Annotated in this window: 19 protein-coding genes; 10 read left to right on the top strand and 9 right to left on the bottom strand. The window is 52.6% G+C overall.

Annotated elements, in window-relative coordinates:
• Positions 1 to 309: 309 nt before the first annotated feature.
• Positions 310 to 930 carry a helix-turn-helix transcriptional regulator gene (locus BJF97_RS13310; protein WP_032693675.1) on the bottom strand — a complete coding sequence of 207 codons (621 nt, stop codon included), beginning with the start codon at positions 928 to 930 and terminating at the stop codon, positions 310 to 312.
• Between the two features lie 616 nt (positions 931 to 1,546).
• Between BJF97_RS13310 and BJF97_RS13305 the strand changes: the two genes are divergently transcribed.
• Together BJF97_RS13305 and BJF97_RS13300 are read left to right on the top strand one after the other, a co-directional pair.
• Positions 1,547 to 2,290, top strand: coding sequence for a DeoR/GlpR family DNA-binding transcription regulator (locus tag BJF97_RS13305; RefSeq protein ID WP_032693674.1), 744 nt, complete (start codon positions 1,547 to 1,549; stop codon positions 2,288 to 2,290).
• Positions 2,283 to 3,374 (top strand): oxidoreductase, encoded by a 1,092-nt coding sequence (locus BJF97_RS13300; RefSeq protein WP_170912124.1) that lies wholly within the window; start codon positions 2,283 to 2,285, stop codon positions 3,372 to 3,374. Before BJF97_RS13305 ends, BJF97_RS13300 begins: the two co-directional genes overlap by 8 nt.
• Positions 3,375 to 3,446: 72 nt before the next feature.
• On the opposite strand, the gene umuC is transcribed toward BJF97_RS13300, so the two are convergent.
• Both umuC and umuD read right to left on the bottom strand, forming a co-directional pair.
• Positions 3,447 to 4,712, bottom strand: coding sequence for a translesion error-prone DNA polymerase V subunit UmuC (umuC, locus tag BJF97_RS13295; RefSeq protein WP_014229114.1), 1,266 nt, complete (start codon positions 4,710 to 4,712; stop codon positions 3,447 to 3,449).
• Complete coding sequence (gene umuD / locus BJF97_RS13290; RefSeq protein WP_004850301.1) at positions 4,712 to 5,134, bottom strand: translesion error-prone DNA polymerase V autoproteolytic subunit; 423 nt, start codon at positions 5,132 to 5,134, stop codon at positions 4,712 to 4,714. The genes umuC and umuD overlap by 1 nt, the downstream gene beginning before the upstream one ends.
• 286 nt (positions 5,135 to 5,420) lie before the next feature.
• Between umuD and BJF97_RS13285 the strand changes: the two genes are divergently transcribed.
• From BJF97_RS13285 to BJF97_RS13275, 3 genes are all read left to right on the top strand, one after another.
• The gene (locus BJF97_RS13285; protein ID WP_014229113.1) at positions 5,421 to 5,615 is read left to right on the top strand and encodes a hypothetical protein; all 195 of its coding nucleotides are present in this window, start codon (positions 5,421 to 5,423) and stop codon (positions 5,613 to 5,615) included.
• A gap of 156 nt (positions 5,616 to 5,771) precedes the next feature.
• Positions 5,772 to 5,963 (top strand): hypothetical protein, encoded by a 192-nt coding sequence (locus tag BJF97_RS13280; protein WP_004850297.1) that lies wholly within the window; start codon positions 5,772 to 5,774, stop codon positions 5,961 to 5,963.
• Positions 5,964 to 6,140: 177 nt separating this feature from the next.
• On the top strand, positions 6,141 to 6,455 hold the full coding sequence (locus BJF97_RS13275; protein WP_032693673.1) for a PTS sugar transporter subunit IIB: 315 nt from the start codon (positions 6,141 to 6,143) through the stop codon (positions 6,453 to 6,455).
• A 54-nt stretch (positions 6,456 to 6,509) separates the two neighbouring features.
• Here BJF97_RS13275 and BJF97_RS13270 read toward each other — a convergent pair whose 3' ends face one another.
• The 4 genes from BJF97_RS13270 to ymcF form a co-directional block, all read right to left on the bottom strand.
• Entirely contained in the window at positions 6,510 to 7,073 is a 564-nt protein-coding gene (locus BJF97_RS13270) for a YagU family protein (protein ID WP_004850292.1), read from the bottom strand.
• 196 nt (positions 7,074 to 7,269) lie between these two features.
• A complete protein-coding gene (locus BJF97_RS13265; RefSeq protein ID WP_032693672.1) occupies positions 7,270 to 7,851 on the bottom strand; it encodes an outer membrane beta-barrel protein in 582 nt (193 codons plus the stop codon).
• 125 nt (positions 7,852 to 7,976) lie between these two features.
• The gene (locus tag BJF97_RS13260) at positions 7,977 to 8,606 is read right to left on the bottom strand and encodes a winged helix-turn-helix transcriptional regulator (RefSeq protein WP_032693671.1); all 630 of its coding nucleotides are present in this window, start codon (positions 8,604 to 8,606) and stop codon (positions 7,977 to 7,979) included.
• A gap of 369 nt (positions 8,607 to 8,975) precedes the next feature.
• A complete protein-coding gene (ymcF, locus tag BJF97_RS32560; RefSeq protein WP_071532263.1) occupies positions 8,976 to 9,164 on the bottom strand; it encodes a cold shock small protein YmcF in 189 nt (62 codons plus the stop codon).
• Between the two features lie 838 nt (positions 9,165 to 10,002).
• On the opposite strand from ymcF, the gene BJF97_RS13250 reads away from it, so the two are divergent.
• Together BJF97_RS13250 and BJF97_RS13245 are read left to right on the top strand one after the other, a co-directional pair.
• On the top strand, positions 10,003 to 11,028 hold the full coding sequence (locus tag BJF97_RS13250; protein WP_032693678.1) for an AraC family transcriptional regulator: 1,026 nt from the start codon (positions 10,003 to 10,005) through the stop codon (positions 11,026 to 11,028).
• Between the two features lie 194 nt (positions 11,029 to 11,222).
• Entirely contained in the window at positions 11,223 to 12,053 is an 831-nt protein-coding gene (locus tag BJF97_RS13245) for an oxidoreductase (protein ID WP_032693669.1), read from the top strand.
• Between the two features lie 44 nt (positions 12,054 to 12,097).
• Here the strand turns inward: BJF97_RS13245 and BJF97_RS13240 are convergent, their stop codons facing one another.
• Positions 12,098 to 13,078, bottom strand: coding sequence for an NAD(P)H-dependent flavin oxidoreductase (locus BJF97_RS13240; RefSeq protein ID WP_014838301.1), 981 nt, complete (start codon positions 13,076 to 13,078; stop codon positions 12,098 to 12,100).
• A gap of 158 nt (positions 13,079 to 13,236) precedes the next feature.
• On the opposite strand from BJF97_RS13240, the gene BJF97_RS13235 reads away from it, so the two are divergent.
• Positions 13,237 to 14,121 (top strand): LysR family transcriptional regulator, encoded by an 885-nt coding sequence (locus BJF97_RS13235; RefSeq protein ID WP_014838300.1) that lies wholly within the window; start codon positions 13,237 to 13,239, stop codon positions 14,119 to 14,121.
• Between the two features lie 113 nt (positions 14,122 to 14,234).
• Here BJF97_RS13235 and BJF97_RS13230 read toward each other — a convergent pair whose 3' ends face one another.
• Positions 14,235 to 15,119, bottom strand: coding sequence for a LysR family transcriptional regulator (locus tag BJF97_RS13230; protein WP_014838299.1), 885 nt, complete (start codon positions 15,117 to 15,119; stop codon positions 14,235 to 14,237).
• A gap of 171 nt (positions 15,120 to 15,290) precedes the next feature.
• On the opposite strand from BJF97_RS13230, the gene BJF97_RS13225 reads away from it, so the two are divergent.
• Both BJF97_RS13225 and BJF97_RS13220 read left to right on the top strand, forming a co-directional pair.
• On the top strand, positions 15,291 to 16,427 hold the full coding sequence (locus BJF97_RS13225; protein WP_071889103.1) for an alpha/beta hydrolase: 1,137 nt from the start codon (positions 15,291 to 15,293) through the stop codon (positions 16,425 to 16,427).
• 142 nt (positions 16,428 to 16,569) lie between these two features.
• Positions 16,570 to 17,757 carry an MFS transporter gene (locus BJF97_RS13220; protein ID WP_162763177.1) on the top strand — a complete coding sequence of 396 codons (1,188 nt, stop codon included), beginning with the start codon at positions 16,570 to 16,572 and terminating at the stop codon, positions 17,755 to 17,757.
• Positions 17,758 to 17,790: the final 33 nt, after the last annotated feature.

The raw sequence follows: 17,790 nt of genomic DNA, 5'->3' as shown, positions 1-17,790 counted from the left end.
TCTAGCCTTACGCGACGGTTACGCAAGAGCTAATCAGGGCATGCTGCTGAATTCACTGGCGAAAAGCGGGAGGGCTGAAAAAAAGAACCCGCCGGCGGCGGGTTGCTGATGAACTTTGCAATACGGTGTCTAACCTGCATTATCACCTGCCGCCAGACGCTGGGCTGACGGGAAGGCAGGCTAGCAGGAGCCGTTCATTTTTTCTCTTCTGCGTATTGACGAGCGTTGTCATGCAAATTGGTACACATTGCTTTTTCCTCCATTTTAGTAAGCAAAATAAGAATAGAGCGATCTTGCCGGTTTGCAAGTTTAAGAATTATCTTTCGCAACCCAGCGTGCGTTATCCAGATGACGCAGCAATAGTACGAGGTCTAAATCATTGCGTAGATCAAATTTAGACATAATGAGACGCTTGTGGGCAAAAACCGTTTTATTGCAAAGCGATAGCTTTCTGGCAATCGTGTTCACCGTTAACCCCTGATAAATTGCCGCCGCGATGATTCTCTGCTGCGGGGAAAGCGTCCTCTGCGGGCAACTATCGCACCGAAGCGCCAGCTTTTCTTTTGCTGACGGAGGCGTCAGAACCCATGAAAGTTTAATTTTCGCAATAACCTGAGAGAGCTTCTCATCGCGCCCAACAAAAACTATCTCCTTCAAGCAGAGCGGCAAAACGCCTTTCCCTCGATGATTTAGCCTGGCAACCACGCCGATCAGCAATCCCGGTTTACGGTTTAACAACTCTGGATGACATACGAACTCTTCCCCGCGGCATAAATCCAGTACGACGACATCTGCATCACGCACGAGCCGTTCGTTAAGCGATGCGGTGACCTGTGTAGAGAATGAGTATTCCGGGAAGAGCGCCTGCAATAAAAAATGAAATCCCAAATTAAAGAACTGATTATTATTTTTAATAACAATATTAAACATCGATTTAGCCTGCTGACGAAAGTAAATCAAGTATTATCCAGATAGCTAACGATACGCACAGTACAGCTATCGTCGTTTTAAAAAACACGATATACATAAACATTATTTTTTGACCTGAGAACGGGCACTCAACGAACTTTAAGTAAAATAGCTATCTGGCGTGACGGGCATTCCCCTCACCGATTAACTTCGAGGTGCCCCATCCGGGATTAATATTTTCAGCATTCAACCCAAACGGAAATAGTGAGAAAACGTCATGCCATCCATATGAATTATATTTCTGCCAACCGGACCGTCGCCAGCAAGTCCAGCTCACGACGAAGCGCTAGCAAAAACCAGCGCTATCGCTGCTGATAGTGAATTTTGATATAAACACACTCATTAACTCAAGTTATTTCTCGGTATCATTTTAGACTATTCATCGCTTGTCTTTTTCTGCAATCCCGACTTATCGCCTCCACGCCTCGTGGATTCAAACGGTGATTTCAGCCCTTGATCGAGCCATCCCGTATAAAAGTCTTCGTTAACTCATCCCCGCGCCGCGCGTTGTGAAGATTTCTTTTTCCGCAAAATGCTGTATTATGCAAGTTATTGCAGTATTTTGCGGGTTCAAACGATGCATAAAACGGCCAGGCAAAAATATCTCATTGATATACTTAGTGAAAAAGGCCAGATCACGATCAGTGAGCTGGTAGACAGACTGCAGGTTTCTGCAGATACGCTGCGCCGCGATCTTAGCGACCTCGAAAAACAGGGGCTCGCCCAGAAAAACCACGGCGGCGCTATCGCGCTCAATCTCTCCGCCATGAATCGGCAGAACAGGAATACCCTGCTACCGGATACCAAGAAGCGCTTAGGTAAAATGGTGGCGGAGAAGATCCCCGGCGGATCCACGCTGTTTCTTGACGCCGGGAGCACCGTGCTGGCCGTCGCCACCCAGATACAGGGTCCAATGACGGTCATTACCCCCTCTTTAGATATTGCCCAGCACTTCAGCACCCGTGCGGATATTCAGCTTATTTTGCTGGGGGGGAAATGGGATATGCAGCAGCGCCTGTTTGCCGGTAACGCTACGGTTTCGCTGCTGGAACGCTATCGGGCGGATATCGCTGTTCTCGGCACCTGCGCGCTCCACGCCGACCTCGGCCTCAGCGCCAGTCAGGAGGCGGATGCTGAAGTCAAGCGCGCCATGCTGGCGGCCAGCGCGGAACATTGGCTGGTTGCCGATCATATGAAACTGAATCACTGCGAGCCCTGGCTGGTTGCCGGACTCGCCGACATCCATCAGCTCTTCCTCGATCGCCCCTGGGACGAACTGAAGGATAACGACTCAATACAGCTCCATATCGCTGATGCTTAATAACGCGGAGATGCTTATGACTACCGGTAAGAACATTAATATTGCCCTGATTGGCTACGGCTTCGTCGGCAAAACTTTCCACGCCCCGCTGATCCAGTCCGTCGACGGCCTGAATCTGGCGATTGTCGCCTCGCGTGATGAAGAGAAAGTGAAACGTGACCTGCCAGACGTCACCGTCATCGCATCGCCTGAAGAGGCCATCCAGCATCCGGATGTCGATCTGGTGGTTATCGCCTCTCCTAACGCAACCCATGCTCCGCTTGCGCGCCTGGCTTTACACGCCGGCAAGCACGTCGTCGTCGACAAACCCTTTACCCTCGATATGCAGGAGGCTCGTGAACTGATTGCCCTCGCGGAAGAGAAACAGCGTGTACTGTCGGTATTCCATAACCGCCGCTGGGACAGCGATTATCTGGGCGTGAAGCAGGTTATCGAACAGGGGCTCATCGGCAAAGTTAAACATTTTGAATCCCATTTCGACCGATTCCGCCCGGAAGTGCGCGTCCGCTGGCGGGAGCAGAACGTACCGGGCAGCGGCCTGTGGTTTGATTTAGGTCCACATCTGATCGACCAGACGCTGCAGCTGTTCGGCCTGCCGCAGTCGGTGCAGGGGAATATCGCCACCCTGCGTGAAGGCGCGGAAATCAACGACTGGGCGCACGTGGTGCTGAACTATCCGCAGCACAAAGTGGTTCTGCACTGCAGCATGCTGGTCGCGGGCGGCGTATCCCGCTTTACCGTCCATGGTGATAAAGGTAGCGTCGTCAAACAACGCGCTGACCAGCAGGAGAGCCAACTGCTGGCGGGCGTGGTCCCGGGCAGCGAAAGCTGGGGCGAAGATGACGATAGCCTGGTGGTGTTTGATGCCAACCTGCGCGCCAGTGAAATCAGCGCGCCACGAGGCGATCAGCGGCAGTACTATATTCACGTCCGCGATGCGCTGACCGGCAAAATCAGCAACCCGGTATCGCCCTTAGAAGCGCTCGCCGTCATGGCGGTACTGGAAGCCGCAGCGCAGTCTGCCGAAAGCGGAACAACGCAAACTTTAGCGCTGACCGCCGATGAACTGGCGGGCCTGCAATAAGCGCTGCGCGATATGTTTGACGGTTTGTCGTCCGGAGCGCCGCTCCGGATAACCACTCCCTTTCATACCAGCCTACAGTTTCACCCGCAGCAAATCGCTGAATCGGGTGGTGTAGGCTGGCGACAGCATATGCCGTTTCATCTCCCAGCTGCGCTCGATTCCCTGCCCGGCAAACCAGAGCTGGCCTTTTTCACGTCGGTTAACTAAATCAAGCACCGTCATCAGCTGTTCGCTATTCGCTCGCGGCTGATAGTCGTCAAACAGGCCTAACTGCGCCACCCCCTGGCTAAAGAAATCGCCCAGCATCACGCCGCACTTTTGATATCGGCATCCCTCCCGCCAGATAGTATCCAGGCATTTTAGCGCCGCAGCGACGATATCCCGGCTATCCTGCGTCGGGATGTGGATTTTCGTGCCGGCGTCTTTGCTGTAATAGACTTCATGACCGGCGAACGGACTGGTCTTCACAAAGACCGAAACATAGCGGCAGTACTGGTGCTCCGCGCGCAGCTTCTCAGCGGCGCGGACCGCATGGCTGCAGACGGCTTCGCGCATCGCCCCGTATTCAATTACCTTCTGACTAAAGGAACGCGAGCAGATAATTTGCTGTTTAGTCGGCATATACTCTTCCAGTTCAAGGCACGACTCGCCTCTCAGCTCCCGCACGGTGCGCTCCATTACAACGCTGAAATGTTTTCTGATCAGAGAAGCGGGCGTCTCGGCCAGCTGAAGAGCCGTCGTAATCCCCATGTCATTGAGCTTTTTCGCAATGCGTCGCCCCACTCCCCAGATTTCACCGACGGCAACCTTCTCCAGCAGTTTTCTCTGCCTGGCCGGCAATGAGAGATCGACAACGCCCTCGAATTTTGGCCACCTTTTGGCCGCATAATTCGCCAGCTTGGCCAGGGTTTTCGTCGGCCCGATCCCCACCCCTACCGTCAAGCCGGTACTCTGGAGTAATGTACTACGCACGTGGCGACCAAACGCCTCAAGCTCCTCAGAACGATGGATCCCGGTCAAATTTACGAACGCTTCATCAATGGAATATTGATACACCGCGGGCGCCAGTTCTTCGAGAATCGTCATGACGCGATGGGACATATCGCCATAAAGGGCATAGTTGCTGCTAAACACCGCTACCTGATGACGTTCAAACTGTGATTTCACTTTGAAATACGGCGCGCCCATTGGAATTTCCAGCAGTTTCGCCTCATGGTTTCTGGCGATGACGCAGCCATCGTTATTGCTTAACACCACCACCGGACGCCCGCGTAAGTCAGGGCGAAAGGCTATTTCACAGCTGGCGTAAAATGAATTCACATCGACCAGGGCAAACATCAGCGGAGCCTGTTGATGCTGAAAGTGACAACGCCAAAAATCTCCAGCGCTTCACCGTCGTTGCGCAGCACAATTGGCGGAAAATCCGGGTTCATCGGCAAGAGCTGCATGATGGGGTGCGTACAAAGACGCTTAACCGTGTATTCACCGTCGACTGAGGCAATGATGATATCCCCATGCTTCGCTTTCAGGCCGCGATCCACCACCAGCAGCGTACCTTCATAAATACCGGCATCCACCATTGAGGTGCCTGTCGCCATGACAAAATAGGTTGCCGCGGGATGGCTGATACAAAGCTCATTGAGATCGATTCCCTTCTCAATATAATCCTGCGCAGGGCTGGGAAAACCGCATGGGACAAGGTCGCTAAACAGCGGAATCGACACGATCTGACGCAACTCAACCGGTTTATAGAACAACATAATAGACTCACCGTTATAATACTGTGTTTTTATACAGTATCGATAGTTCATCTGAGTTTTTCAAGTCGCCTGTCGGAGATTGGCGTGAAGCCGTTGAAGTTGCGCTGAATTTTGCGTAAGGCGTTGCATAGCACGGGGCTGGAGAATGCCTCCCCCTACGTATTCCAGATGGTTTTGTACGGCATGCTGGAAATTTCCGCGAATTGGGAGGAGGATAGAATCCGTTGATGCGTGCTTTGCTCATCGCTTGTTGTTGTCCACCCGACATACTGAACCGGAGATTCATATGTATTACACGTTAGGAGACAAAACTCTCCACTTTTATCGTTATCAGTGCCGTTTTTATGTCGCTCATTGGGACGGAGGTCATGTGATGACGGAGAAGTTCAAGCCGTTTATTGCCTCCATCACCGAGAAAACGGGCATTGAGGCAAAGAACGTTGAGGCGGCGGCGCGGGACTACTTCAATAACGTCGACTGAGATTGAACCCCGGACCATCGCTATCGGCTTATCCATAGCGATGGCAACGGCTGGCGAACGGCAGAAAGCGCAAATAATAAGCCGTGTCACGCGATCGTAAAACAAAGCCTGTAAGATAGCCCCCGGACGCCACCAGCGCTAAAACGAGGTGAAGAGATGGGAACAGTAAAAGCCAGCAATCTGGAACAGGCAAAGCAGCTTCTGCAGTCCGGCGACGCCATTAAACTCGAACTGGATTTCGAGCTCGACTCTGATGAGTTTTTTAATTTTGCTATCGAGTACTGTACAAATGGAACGAAGCTCACGCGAGCCGGCGATCGCTTCCTGATTTCACGTAAAAAAAGGTAGCCTGAGAGTCATCCCTGCCATTCACAGCATCACAGAGGCATACGTTTTTCGCATCTGTGATGCTCTCCGTCATAATAAAAATATCCGCAGAAATTAACCTCAAATATTGATACATCGCGCATTTTCGTGAGTAAAGGAGGAATAGTGTAGCTTCGCTATCTCACCGAGGGTTAAATCGTGAAAAAACTATTAATATGCTGTCTGTTTGGCGAAACGGCAGGGATTATTGCCCGCAAAATGCAAAAAATTGCTGACGATCGCCAATTAGATTTATTAATCAGCGCCGTTGGGGTTGAAAATTTCTTTAGCGTCGTGCCTGCCTATGATGGCGTACTGGTTGCGCCGCATATCCAGTATAAGGTTGAACAATTTATTAGCGCACTGCATTTACCACAAGAAATTGCCGTGATTGAAAGCTTGCCCTATGCCTCATTTGATGGCGAGAAGATCCTCAACTTCGCGCTGAATACAATGCCTTCATCTCTGTCCTGATCTCTACGTCCCGCCCCACACAACCCGCGAGATCGCGGGCTCTGTGGGGATTAATTATCTGAACGGCGCGTCAAGAGGCACTTCAGCGTCCGGTTCGTGGGTGATGCGGTTGCGAAGATCGCGACGAATCATCTCAATGGCCCAGAACCAAAAAATATGCCCCACCAGTTCCGAAATATATTCATCGGCAGGAATATTCAATAAAGAGGGGGTCAGGCCCAGTAACGGAAAGGAAATCCAGTGAACGGCGATGGTTGCGACAATCCCGGCCCATGCCCCCTGCCATAATTTAACTTTCGGAAAGACCTCCGCGACGACACAATAGCCAACGGCAAATACCAATGAGAATATAATATGCGTAACCATCACCGGATTGATGATGTGTTCGGAAAAAGTATAAACCGTATGCGTCGGGTCAATGCCCAGATAGTCGCGTAAGAAAAGATAAGGTGGGTTAAATTCATCTCTGCCACCGGAGAAAGTACGCGGCGGTAAAGGAACTTCAGCGCCCCATTTAACAAATGCCGACATAATCCCTGCCACTACCCCGACAAATAACGCTACGCCATAACGACGGCGTCCAGGTGTGGTCTGTTTAAAAAAATCCTTAATTGCCATAAAATCACCATTAATATATTACATTTATTTTCCCTGTATCATATTTAAAGGCATTGGCGATTATCAATGTTGATCACGATCACACTTTATCGGGTCCTGTGGCTACCAGTTCTATACTGTAATTATGACCATAGGTATACCATTAGCAGATAAAGAGCCCCTTTTATTCAAAGGAGACTCTTCCCGTACGATGCGTTTATTGCCCAAAGCGGTAACTAATGCCGGCCATCACGGAGCTCACATCGCTGCTCACGCCAATTTGGTTTTCGTTACCCACATTGTTGACCCACTGGTACTCCAGGCGCCCCGACCATCTGTCATTAAAGGCATATTCGGTACCGAAAGCCAGCACCGGACGCACGCCCGTATCAAATCGATTTTTTCCATTCACATCGGATTCCGCACGGTAGCCCATCAGGCCGGCCCGGCCGTACAGATCCCAGTCGCTGGTCAGGCTGTAGCTGGCCTTCAACGAAAGCTGTAGCCCCTGACTTTTCATTTGCGAACCGACTGCGCCATGGCGACCATTGATGCCCATATTCCCTAAATAGTCATATCCACCTTCAACCGCCAGCCAGGGGTTAATCTGATAGCCGGTAAACACACCGCCGCCGACGTTATCGCGGTCAACATCGACTTGCCGATCGGTGCTGGAGTCGCCGTAATGCGACCAGCCAAATTTAGACCCCGCGTACCAGGTTCCAGTCTCCGCAGCAGCAAAAGCGGCAGTCGCCGTAAAAGTATGAGCAATAATTAACGTAATAAGCGTCTTCTTCATAATCATCCCATTGTCGACCCGTTGTCGAATAAATGTCATCGTCAAAAGTTAAGTGGGCCTACAATAGAATATTAGCGTCGCGCTGATAATCGTTTTATTATTTAATTTTGGACAAACTGCCAGCGCTAAAAACGCTCGGGTAATTTATTCACCCCCGTCAAATACCCTCCCCGTTTAAAAGCAATATAATTACCACTTTTTAACGCCGACAACACGTTTAATACACTGCTGCGAGATAAGTGCGTACGTTCCTGGATATAATCCAGGATAGATACCCGCATCCGGGTCTCTTCGGGTAGCTGGCCCATTTCCTGCAAATGATTGCGGATAACGGCGTAGGTTCGCTGCTGTACGACGAGCGCGTCGCGATAGAAAAGATAAGCCGTGTGGTACGACAACAGTGAGGCGACGTCTTCCCAAACGCCGTGCTGGCGAAAGGCTTCCATCGCTTTTTGCGCATCAACGCGCAGTATTGTCGATTCGGTTTCCGCACGCAGCTGATGGCCGCGTACCGGCTGGATCATCTCGGCAATACCAAACAGGTGTGGGTGGTAAACCGTGACAATCAACAGACCGTCCGAGGCCCGGAGTATGGAGAGCTCGCCGTCAAGGAAAAGGAACAACTGCGGTTGATTTTTATGCGTCCAGGTCATGCGTTCCCGCGGCACAACGACCATTTTTTCAGCAATTGGCGTCAGGAGCGCCGTTAAGCGCTGGATACTCTCTTCCGGACGGACGGGCGGTAGGATATGCATAGAAATACCTGATTAGTTCTGGTTTAAGAATTATAGAACGCAACAAGATTTCCGTAAGAATTGCGTAGCTGCGCATTGACGCACATCGGCAAAGAGAAGAAAAGTACGGCGTGATTTAAATTTAAACAAACTAAAAAGCTGCCCGCAGGCAGCCCGATCAAAATGGTAATAATGCTTACTATACCCGTCATACTTCAAGCGGCTTATGTGTTGGCTTTGTTACTCGGTTCATCCATGAGTCTCGCCCTTACGGGCCGCCTGGATAAGGTGTTATCTATGCTTCTTGAAGCTCACGTCCTGGCCGCCTTTAAGCAACTCGAATTATTTAGGGTATTTGCAGATATCAAAGGCCCTTTTCGGGGCCTTTTCTTACTTCCGTAACGCCAGCGATGCCGAGTTTCTGGAAATATGCGGTGCGATGTTATCAAATGTAATCATTGCGGATTTACAAAAAATGCATTTCGCGCCAAACGGATTTTTTTCAGAAACATCGTAGGTGGATGTTCTGTACTGTGACCCATGACAGCATGGGCATCTGAAATGAATGTGGTCAATCATGATGTTAGCCTCTTTTTGCTACAACATTCTCTACCGCAGGGACATTTAGCCATATTTCACAGAAAACGCCTTCCCGGCTTTTCTGTCACAGCGTAAAAACGCTGCTCTGAATGGTTGAGAATAACAATGACATCATTGTCATTACTTCTTATAGAAACATCTGAAGCGCACTTCAGACTGAACTCTATTACTGCACCAGCGATTTTTTAATGTTGTTAATTTCTTAGTTTGCCCGAGGGCACGTAATGTTCGGTAGATTTCAATAAAATAATCGTGTGCTTTGGGATAACGCTATCTCTTATGCACTTTTCACGCTAAACGGGAGATACAAGGGCTTTCCTTCACTATCACCGTTTGCGCCAGCTTCTGAGCCTGTCTACTCGGGTTTAGACCGTCATCGTTGTCGCAGGTTCAAAAAACTTTAACATTATTCGCGTCACAGAGCTTAATTAATCACGATAAGGAGAGTCTAAAGAAGGATTATCTGTGGATAACGCTTGAGATGAGAACTGCTTCGCTAAACCGTTTATTACCGCATCTGTGTAGTAAATCAACTTGCTATTGATCACACAGATGGCGATTGATAGCAAGCTTTATTTTCACACCACGATGCTCGCCAGCTGGCGCGCAGGTAGCGTGAATGAATCCAGGGCCCAGGCTGGAGAGGCCGCCCATGGATGACTCAATGATTCCGGGAAGGTGTACAGCCGCCTCTCATTTGGCGTGATTTGCCACAATTGTGGCGCTTTATGAATGTTACCGCCAGGATTGAAACGTTATGCTCTTCTCCGGGAAAAGAATCGCACCCGGACAACACTCATCCAGCGGAAACCTGACAATGGCACATAACCGTACTATCTCTCTCAATATCGGCTGGAAGGCGCTGCTAAAAGATGCCGGTTTAGAGCCTCAACACCTACTGCGCAAAGCAGGATTGCCCGACGACACGTTTTCGAGGACAGAGCGCGGCCTTAATATTGAGGAGTATATTCGTTTTTGGCGCGCCCTTGAGGTAGAAACAAACGATCCTGCTTTTCCCTTACCCCTGGTAGAAAGAGTCTCTGCTGAAGTCTTTGATCCCCCGCTTTTCGCCGCACTATGCAGCACCAATATGATGCAGGCAGTTCAGCGACTGGCCAGATATAAGCAACTCATCGCCCCAATGGTTCTGGAAATAGTCGTAGAACACAGCGGCATCCTTACCGTTTCACCGCGCTGGCTGTCAGCGATAAACATTCCTTCGTCCCTGCAGATAGCAGAACTTGCTTTCTTACTGCGGCTGCTAAAACTTGCCACTCGCGAACCGGTCACAGCAGTGAAAGTCACGCTCCCTCAGCTTCCCGCCAGAATACAGGACGGCCACCTTACCCGCTTTTTCGGTACTGCCGTAGCGCATGGAGAAAAACCGGCCATCAGCTTTTCCGCCGCTGATGCCCTCCGCCCGTTTTTAACGGTGAACGAAGGAATGTGGCAAATATTTGAACCAGAGCTGCGCCGCCGTCTCAGCACGTTAGATGAAATGGCCTCAACAACTGAACGCGTACAGGCGGTACTTCTTGAGCTTCTTCCCGGTAACGAAGCCACCATTGAGAAAACGGCGGAGCGTCTCGGTATGAGCAAACGTACGCTTCAGCGCAGACTTGAAAGTGAGGGAGGAAATTTTCGTACATTGGTCAATCTTTGCCGGGAGAACCTGGCGCGGCACTATCTGAGTCATACCCATCTCTCCGGCTATGAGATTGCATTCCTGCTTGGCTTTGAAGATCCAAACTCCTTCTATCGCGCATTTATGGCCTGGACCGGACAGACGCCGGAAACCGTCAGAGGGAGCATGCGTCTTAATGGAAAGAGCTCATCAGGTTAAACAAACGAGATGACGCGGTTGTTAAGCACCGACTTGCCATAAGAATCGCGTTACCTCCTGTCGTTTCCACAGAAGGCGGCTTCCTTTCTGATCTGAAGCGAATGGCGCCGTTAGCAAGCGTACTGGCGCATAAGGCCAGATGAAAAGAGTCTGTCTGCAGGCAAACTGTAGCCAGTCCATGAAACGAGGTCCTTATGTTCGCTCCGGAAAAGAAAACCGCGCTGGTCACCGGCGCATCGTCAGGGATGGGTAAAGCTATTGCCCGTCGCCTGATTCAGGATGGTTACCAGGTATATGTTGCCGCCCGTAGCATCGATAAAATGGCCGATCTGGCCGAACTTGGCGCACAGCCGTTACGGATGGATATAGCCAGGGATGAGGAGATTGTCTCCTGTGTAAACGCCATTCTGTCGCAAACCGGGGGAGTGGATGTCCTGATCAATAATGCAGGCTTTGGCCTGTATGGACCCGTAGAAGAGATCGGTATTGATGAAGCACGCTATCAATTTGAGGTTAACCTCTTTGGTGCCGCACGGCTGACGCAGCTACTGCTCCCTGCAATGCGGGCCAGACGTAGCGGGCATATTGTCAACATCTCCTCGATGGGAGGGAAGATGTACAGCATCCTTGGCGCCTGGTATCACGCCACAAAACACGCGCTCGAAGGATGGTCAGACTGCCTGCGCCTGGAGGTCGCCGGATTTGGGATTAAGGTCACGATCGTCGAGCCGGGGGTGATAGAGACAGGCTTCGGTGATGCTGCCAGCGAAAGCATCGTCAAACGTTCACATAGTGGCCCCTATGGCCAACTGGTGAAAATGGTGGCCGCGTCGATCAAAAAAACTTACGGGCACGGGACAGGCAGCGATCCGAAGGTTATCGCGGATGTCGTTTCAAGCGCCATTAACAGTAAGAACCCACGTACGCGCTATGCCGCGGGTAGGTTTGCAAAAATGCTTATCTGTCTGCGCGTCTGGCTGGGAGACCGTCTATTCGACCGTATTATTCTCAGTCAGACACGCTAACAAGCGGATGATTTAGCTGAACGGCCTGCGTCTCTTGGGGAGCGCTAACTCACGGTTAACGCGTCGACCACTTCCGCTACGCTTTTGACGCTGCGGATGCTGCCGATACCCGTGCCGAGCGCGATATAGCCCTCATCGGCATTGCCTTCCAGCATGCCGACGCGCAGGCCGCGTAATCCCCCCATTGCTTCACCGAGCGCCTCGTTGCTGGCGCCGGCTTTATCCATCGCCACCAGTTTTTCGGCCAGTCTGCCCGGCAGAGAGCGATAGTAATGGGGCAGCGTGCGGAAAAGCAGCAAATCCAGGCCACTGGCGGCAATAATTTTATTTTTGACCGACCGCGGCACTCTGCTTTCTTCCGTCGCGATAAAAACCGAACCGGCAAATATCCCTTCAGCGCCGAGCGCGTGCGCCGCTCTGGCGGTGCGCTTGTCGGTAATACCGCCCGCGGCCATCACCGGAACACGCTTCACCGCATCGGCGATCAGCGGCACGATAGAAAAGGTTCCCAGCGCGGTCCCCGGCAATGTACCTCCCTCATCAAAGCCGGTCGCGACGATGATATCGGCGCCCGCTTCTTCAGCAAGGCGGGTATTTTCAGGCGTCGGGTTAATATCGCGATAGATGATAGCAATGCCCGCCTCTTTTAATTCGTTGAACAGCGCAGGTATGAGCGCTCCTTCACCGTAGCCGGTATACACCACGGCTCTGACGCTCTCTTCTTTTATCACCTGCAAAATAGGCGGGGTCCAGATATCGTTTTCAGCCGCGGGGATCAGGTTCACGCCGAAAGGTTTTTCGGTCAGCCGTTTGGTTTTGCGAATCTCTTCACGCATTTTTTCGGCGGTTTCTTCCGGCGTGGACACCGCGGTCTCAGCGGTTAAACCGGCATTCGGTCCCAGCACACCAAGCCCGCCGGCATTGCTGACAGCGGCGACTAAACGGGCATCGGTCAACCACGATAACGGCCCCTGAATAACAGGTTTTTCTATATTCAGGATCTGGCAGATTCGGTTATTTTTCATGGGGTAATATCCTTCACAATAGCGCTATGGAGCGGTTCAGTTTCATGATGGAAGGAGTGTAGGACGTTATATTATTTAGAAAAATAGCCGAAAAAGTGCATCACTATTATAAAATCAGTAACAATATGATATCCCGATCCCGGTAAAAGAAGCCCGCTATGCAAATAAACCTCTTTGAATCGATACGCATTTTTATTGAAATTGTCGAGTCCGGTAGCTTTACTCAGGCAGCGGAGAACCTGCAAATTCATCGTCCTGCCGTCACTAAGGCATTGCAGCTGCTTGAGCAGCACTGCGGCACGCGTTTGATGCAGCGAACAACGCGGCGCATCAACCTGACGCCTGACGGCGAAGCGTTTTATCGGCAGAGTAAACCTTTACTGGCCCAGGCAGATGCGCTGCTGGAGTCGTTTGGGAGCGATAGCGTATTGCGCGGCCAGCTTCACGTGGATATGCCCGTCGCTTTTGCGACGTTATTGGTCGTCCCCCATCTGCCTGATTTTTATCGCCAGCACCCTGGCGTCGAAATCATCCTCAGTAGCTCAGACCTCCGCCGGGATATGCTGCGCGATGGTCTTGATTGCTTACTGCGGGTGGGGGAACTGGACGACGGGGACTATATCGCCCGTAAGTTAGGCAATATTAAAATGACGACCTGCGCCAGCCCGTCCTATATTGCCAGCCACGGTGTGCCGCAAACGCTGGAGGATCTACAGCAGCATCAGGCCATCAACTGGATTAACAGCAGCAGCCGACAAATTATGCCGTGGACGTTTTCTACGCCAGAAGGAACAGTTGAAATGACGCTTCCCGGCAAGCTGGTCATCGATAACTCTGAAACCTATTTATCGGCAGGCCTGGCAGGGCTGGGATTAGTCCAGGGAATGAACGTTTTTTTACAGCCTTATCTCGATCGCGGCCTGTTAGTGGAAGTCTTACCTGACAACCCTACCCCCGATCGCAAATTGTCACTCCTGTATCCGCACCGCCATCTCTCACGCAAAGTGCGGGTATTTACCGAGTGGTTAGAAAGCTTATTGTGAAAAACGGGATTAAGGCACTCATCCCCGCGCAAAACCACAATGATTGATAAATGCATGCGGTTACTGCCTTAAACCCGGTCAACGATCCGCGCCCGACTCTGGGTCCTGCTTGCTCAGATTCTCAGCGTGTCTATCACCGCCCGCAGCGCGGGCGACACATTACGATGGGGATAATAGAGAAAAGAGCCTTCCAGCCGCTGGCTGTAACGCTGCAGGACTCTGATAAGCGCGCCTCGCTCTAAGTCATCGGCAACCAGTTCCTGCGGGACATAGGCCAGCCCCAACCCCAGCCGGGCGGCCTTCGCTTCCATATAGCTGTCGGCAAAGGCCCACTGTCCCTGCGGCCGGTGGGTGATTTTTTTACCGTCCTGATTGAGTTCCCAGGCATAAATAGTCCCGTCGCCAAACTGGTACGCGATACAGGGATGAACCACCAGGTCCGCCGGCGTTTGCGGAAAACCGTAGCGGCGAAAATGCTCGGGCGTGCCGACAACGACCATCTCCATATCGGGTGAAATGCGCACCGCGACCATACCGCCGCCGACTTCCGGCCCCAGACGCACCCCGGCATCAAATCGCTCCGCGATAATATCGACAAACCGGCTTTCACTGATGAGTTCCAGCCGGATATCGGGATAGCGTTGTTTGAACACCGAAAGCTTTGGCAGAAGCACTTTATCAATGGCGTGCTGGCTGGCATTGATGCGGACGGTACCGGTGGGGGTGTTGCGATAATACGCCAGAGTCGAAAGCCCCGAATCTAACGCATCAAAGCCGGATTCAACGGTTCGATAGAGCTGCTCGCCGGCCTGGGTGAGCGAGAGTTTACGGGTGGTACGCACCAGAAGCTGTACCCCCAGCCTTTCTTCAAGTTCACGTACCGCACGGCTGACGCCGGATTGCGCCAGCCCAAGCCGCTGCGCCGCGGCGGTAAAACTGCCCTCCCGCACCACCAGCATAAACAGGTACAGATCGTTATAGTTTTCCCGTTTTGCCATGATTCCTCCCGCGCCTGCGCCTTAATTTATAACAATATGATATGAATCTTAGCACTTTTCACCCGCTAATCAGCACTCTGACTGCTAACTATAATCAGCGCATTGCAACAAAGCACCGCAGCGTTGTCCGTATGAAACCTGTATCTGGAAGCTGTTTTAGGGGAATGATTAATGAAAGCGTTTACCAGAAAACTGACGGCCGCCATGCCTGCCATGCTGCTATGCGCGTCACTTAGTGGAGTCACCACCATGAGCTATGCCGAAACAACCAATCCAAACGCGCCCGTTTCGCTGGTCGAAAAATGGGACAAAACCTTCGCGGAAAGCGCGAAAGTCACTCACCGTAAGGTGACCTTCCAGAACCGCTATGGGATCACCCTGGTCGGCGATCTCTACATTCCGAAAGATCGCGGCGAGCGCAAGCTTGCGGCGATTGCCGTCAGCGGCCCCTTCGGCGCGGTGAAAGAGCAGTCCAGCGGTCTGTATGCACAGACCCTGGCGGAACAGGGCTTTGTCACCCTCGCCTTCGATCCTTCTTATACGGGGGAAAGCGGCGGCCATCCGCGTAACGTCGCCTCTCCGGATATCAACACCGAGGATTTCAGCGCGGCGGTGGATTTCTTAGGATTGCAAAACGAGGTGGACCGCAACCGAATTGGCCTGCTCGGCATCTGCGGCTGGGGCGGTATGGCGCTGAATGACGCCGCGATGGATACCCGGGTGAAAGCGGTGGCCACCAGCGTCATGTACGACATGAGCCGCGCGATGGGCCACGGCGTTGGCGACGGTAAAGACCGCTATACCACCGCCGATCGCCGCGCCGTCTTGCAGTATCTGAACGCGCAGCGCTGGAAGGATGCGGAAAGCGGCACCTTCGCGCCGGGCGGGCATGATATTTATGTCGATCAGAAAGGTCACGTCAGCGCAGGCGATCGTATTCTGCCGGAAACCTTGCCGGCCAACCCGAACCCGGTTTTGAAAGAGTTTTTTGACTATTACCGGATGCCGCGCGGTTTCCACGCCCGCTCCGTGAACTCAACCGGCGCGTGGAATGCAACCATGCCGCTGTCGTTTATGAATATGCCGCTGCTGAGCTATGCCAGTGAAGTCACTATCCCGACGCTGATCGTGACCGGAGAAAAAGCCCACTCACGCTATTTTGCCGAAGACGCCTTTAAGGCCATCGGTAGCAAAGAGAAAGAGCTGGTGATTGTCCCCGGCGCGAACCATGTCGATCTCTATGATAATGCGGCCGGTAAAATCCCGTTTGCCAGATTTGAACAGTTTTTCAAAACCAACCTGAGATAACGGCCGGAAGCCGCCCGATCGTCGCGGGCGGCTTGCCCTCGCCCGCGCATGACGTTTACCCACGTTTTAGTCGTTATTCAAGAATAGCGTCCGCTCCGGCCGCACCCGAATCTGGCCGGAAAAATAAAGAGATACCCCTATCATGTCCACACTGAGTCGTCATACACCACCCCCTCAACCGCACGCCCATTGGGGCGGCGTCTTTGCCATGACGCTGTGCGTTTTTGTCCTCATCGCTTCCGAGTTTCTGCCGGTCAGCCTGCTGACGCCGATCGCCGGAGAGCTAAACATCACCGAGGGGCTGGCAGGCCAGGGCATTGCGATTTCCGGCGCCCTGGCGGTGCTGACCAGCCTGACTATCTCTAACCTTGCCGGAAGTCTGAATCGTAAACACCTTCTGCTGGGGCTGACGGTTCTGATGGCGGTCTCGGGAATGATTGTCGCGCTGGCCCACAGCTATGCGATCTATATGGCGGGAAGAGCCCTGATTGGCATCGTTATCGGGGGATTCTGGTCGATGTCGGCGGCCACCGCCATCAGGCTGGTCCCCACGCACCAGGTTCCCCGCGCGCTGGCGATTTTCAACGGCGGCAACGCGCTGGCGACCGTCGTGGCCGCGCCGCTTGGCAGCTATCTGGGGGCCACCGTCGGCTGGCGCGGCGCCTTTTTCTGCCTCGTGCCGCTGGCGATAGTCGCGTTCATCTGGCAATGCTTCAGCCTGCCTGCGATGGAAAGCGATAAAGCGAGCCGGCCGCGCGGCTCCGTGCTTCGCCTGCTCAGACATTCCATCGTCGCAATCGGTCTGCTGGCCTGCGGACTCTTCTTTATGGGGCAGTTTGCCTTATTTACCTACGTGCGGCCGTTTCTGGAAGCGGTGACCGGCGTCAGCGCCTCTGGCCTGTCCCTGATTTTGCTCGCTATCGGCGTCGCGGGTTTTATCGGCACCCTGGGCGTTTCAACACTCCTCAACGCCCGGTTTTATCAGACCTTAATGACCATCCCTTTATTGATGGCCCTCATCGCCGGCACGTTGCTTCTGGTAGGACACCACGCCTGGACCGTTGCCGTGCTGTTAAGCCTGTGGGGGATGCTGGCGACCGCGGCGCCAACCGGCTGGTGGACATGGATCGCGCGGACGCTGCCCGACAACGCCGAAGCGGGAGGCGGTCTGATGGTTGCCGTTATTCAGCTGTCGATCGCGCTGGGTTCGACGACGGGCGGTTTGGTATTTGACCGCCTGGGGTGGCAAAGCGCGTTTGGCTTAAGCGGCATACTGCTTCTTGCCGCGGTCGGGATGACGTTGTACACCAGCCGGCAAATGACGCAATAAGCTGACGCCATCCGAAGCGGGTAGCGGATTTTT

This window comes from Klebsiella sp. LTGPAF-6F, from assembly GCF_001753185.1.
Classification (GTDB): Bacteria; Pseudomonadota; Gammaproteobacteria; order Enterobacterales; family Enterobacteriaceae; genus Klebsiella; species Klebsiella michiganensis.
Note: the sequence above shows the minus strand (reverse complement) of the source record. Positions and strands in the feature narration are given on the sequence as shown.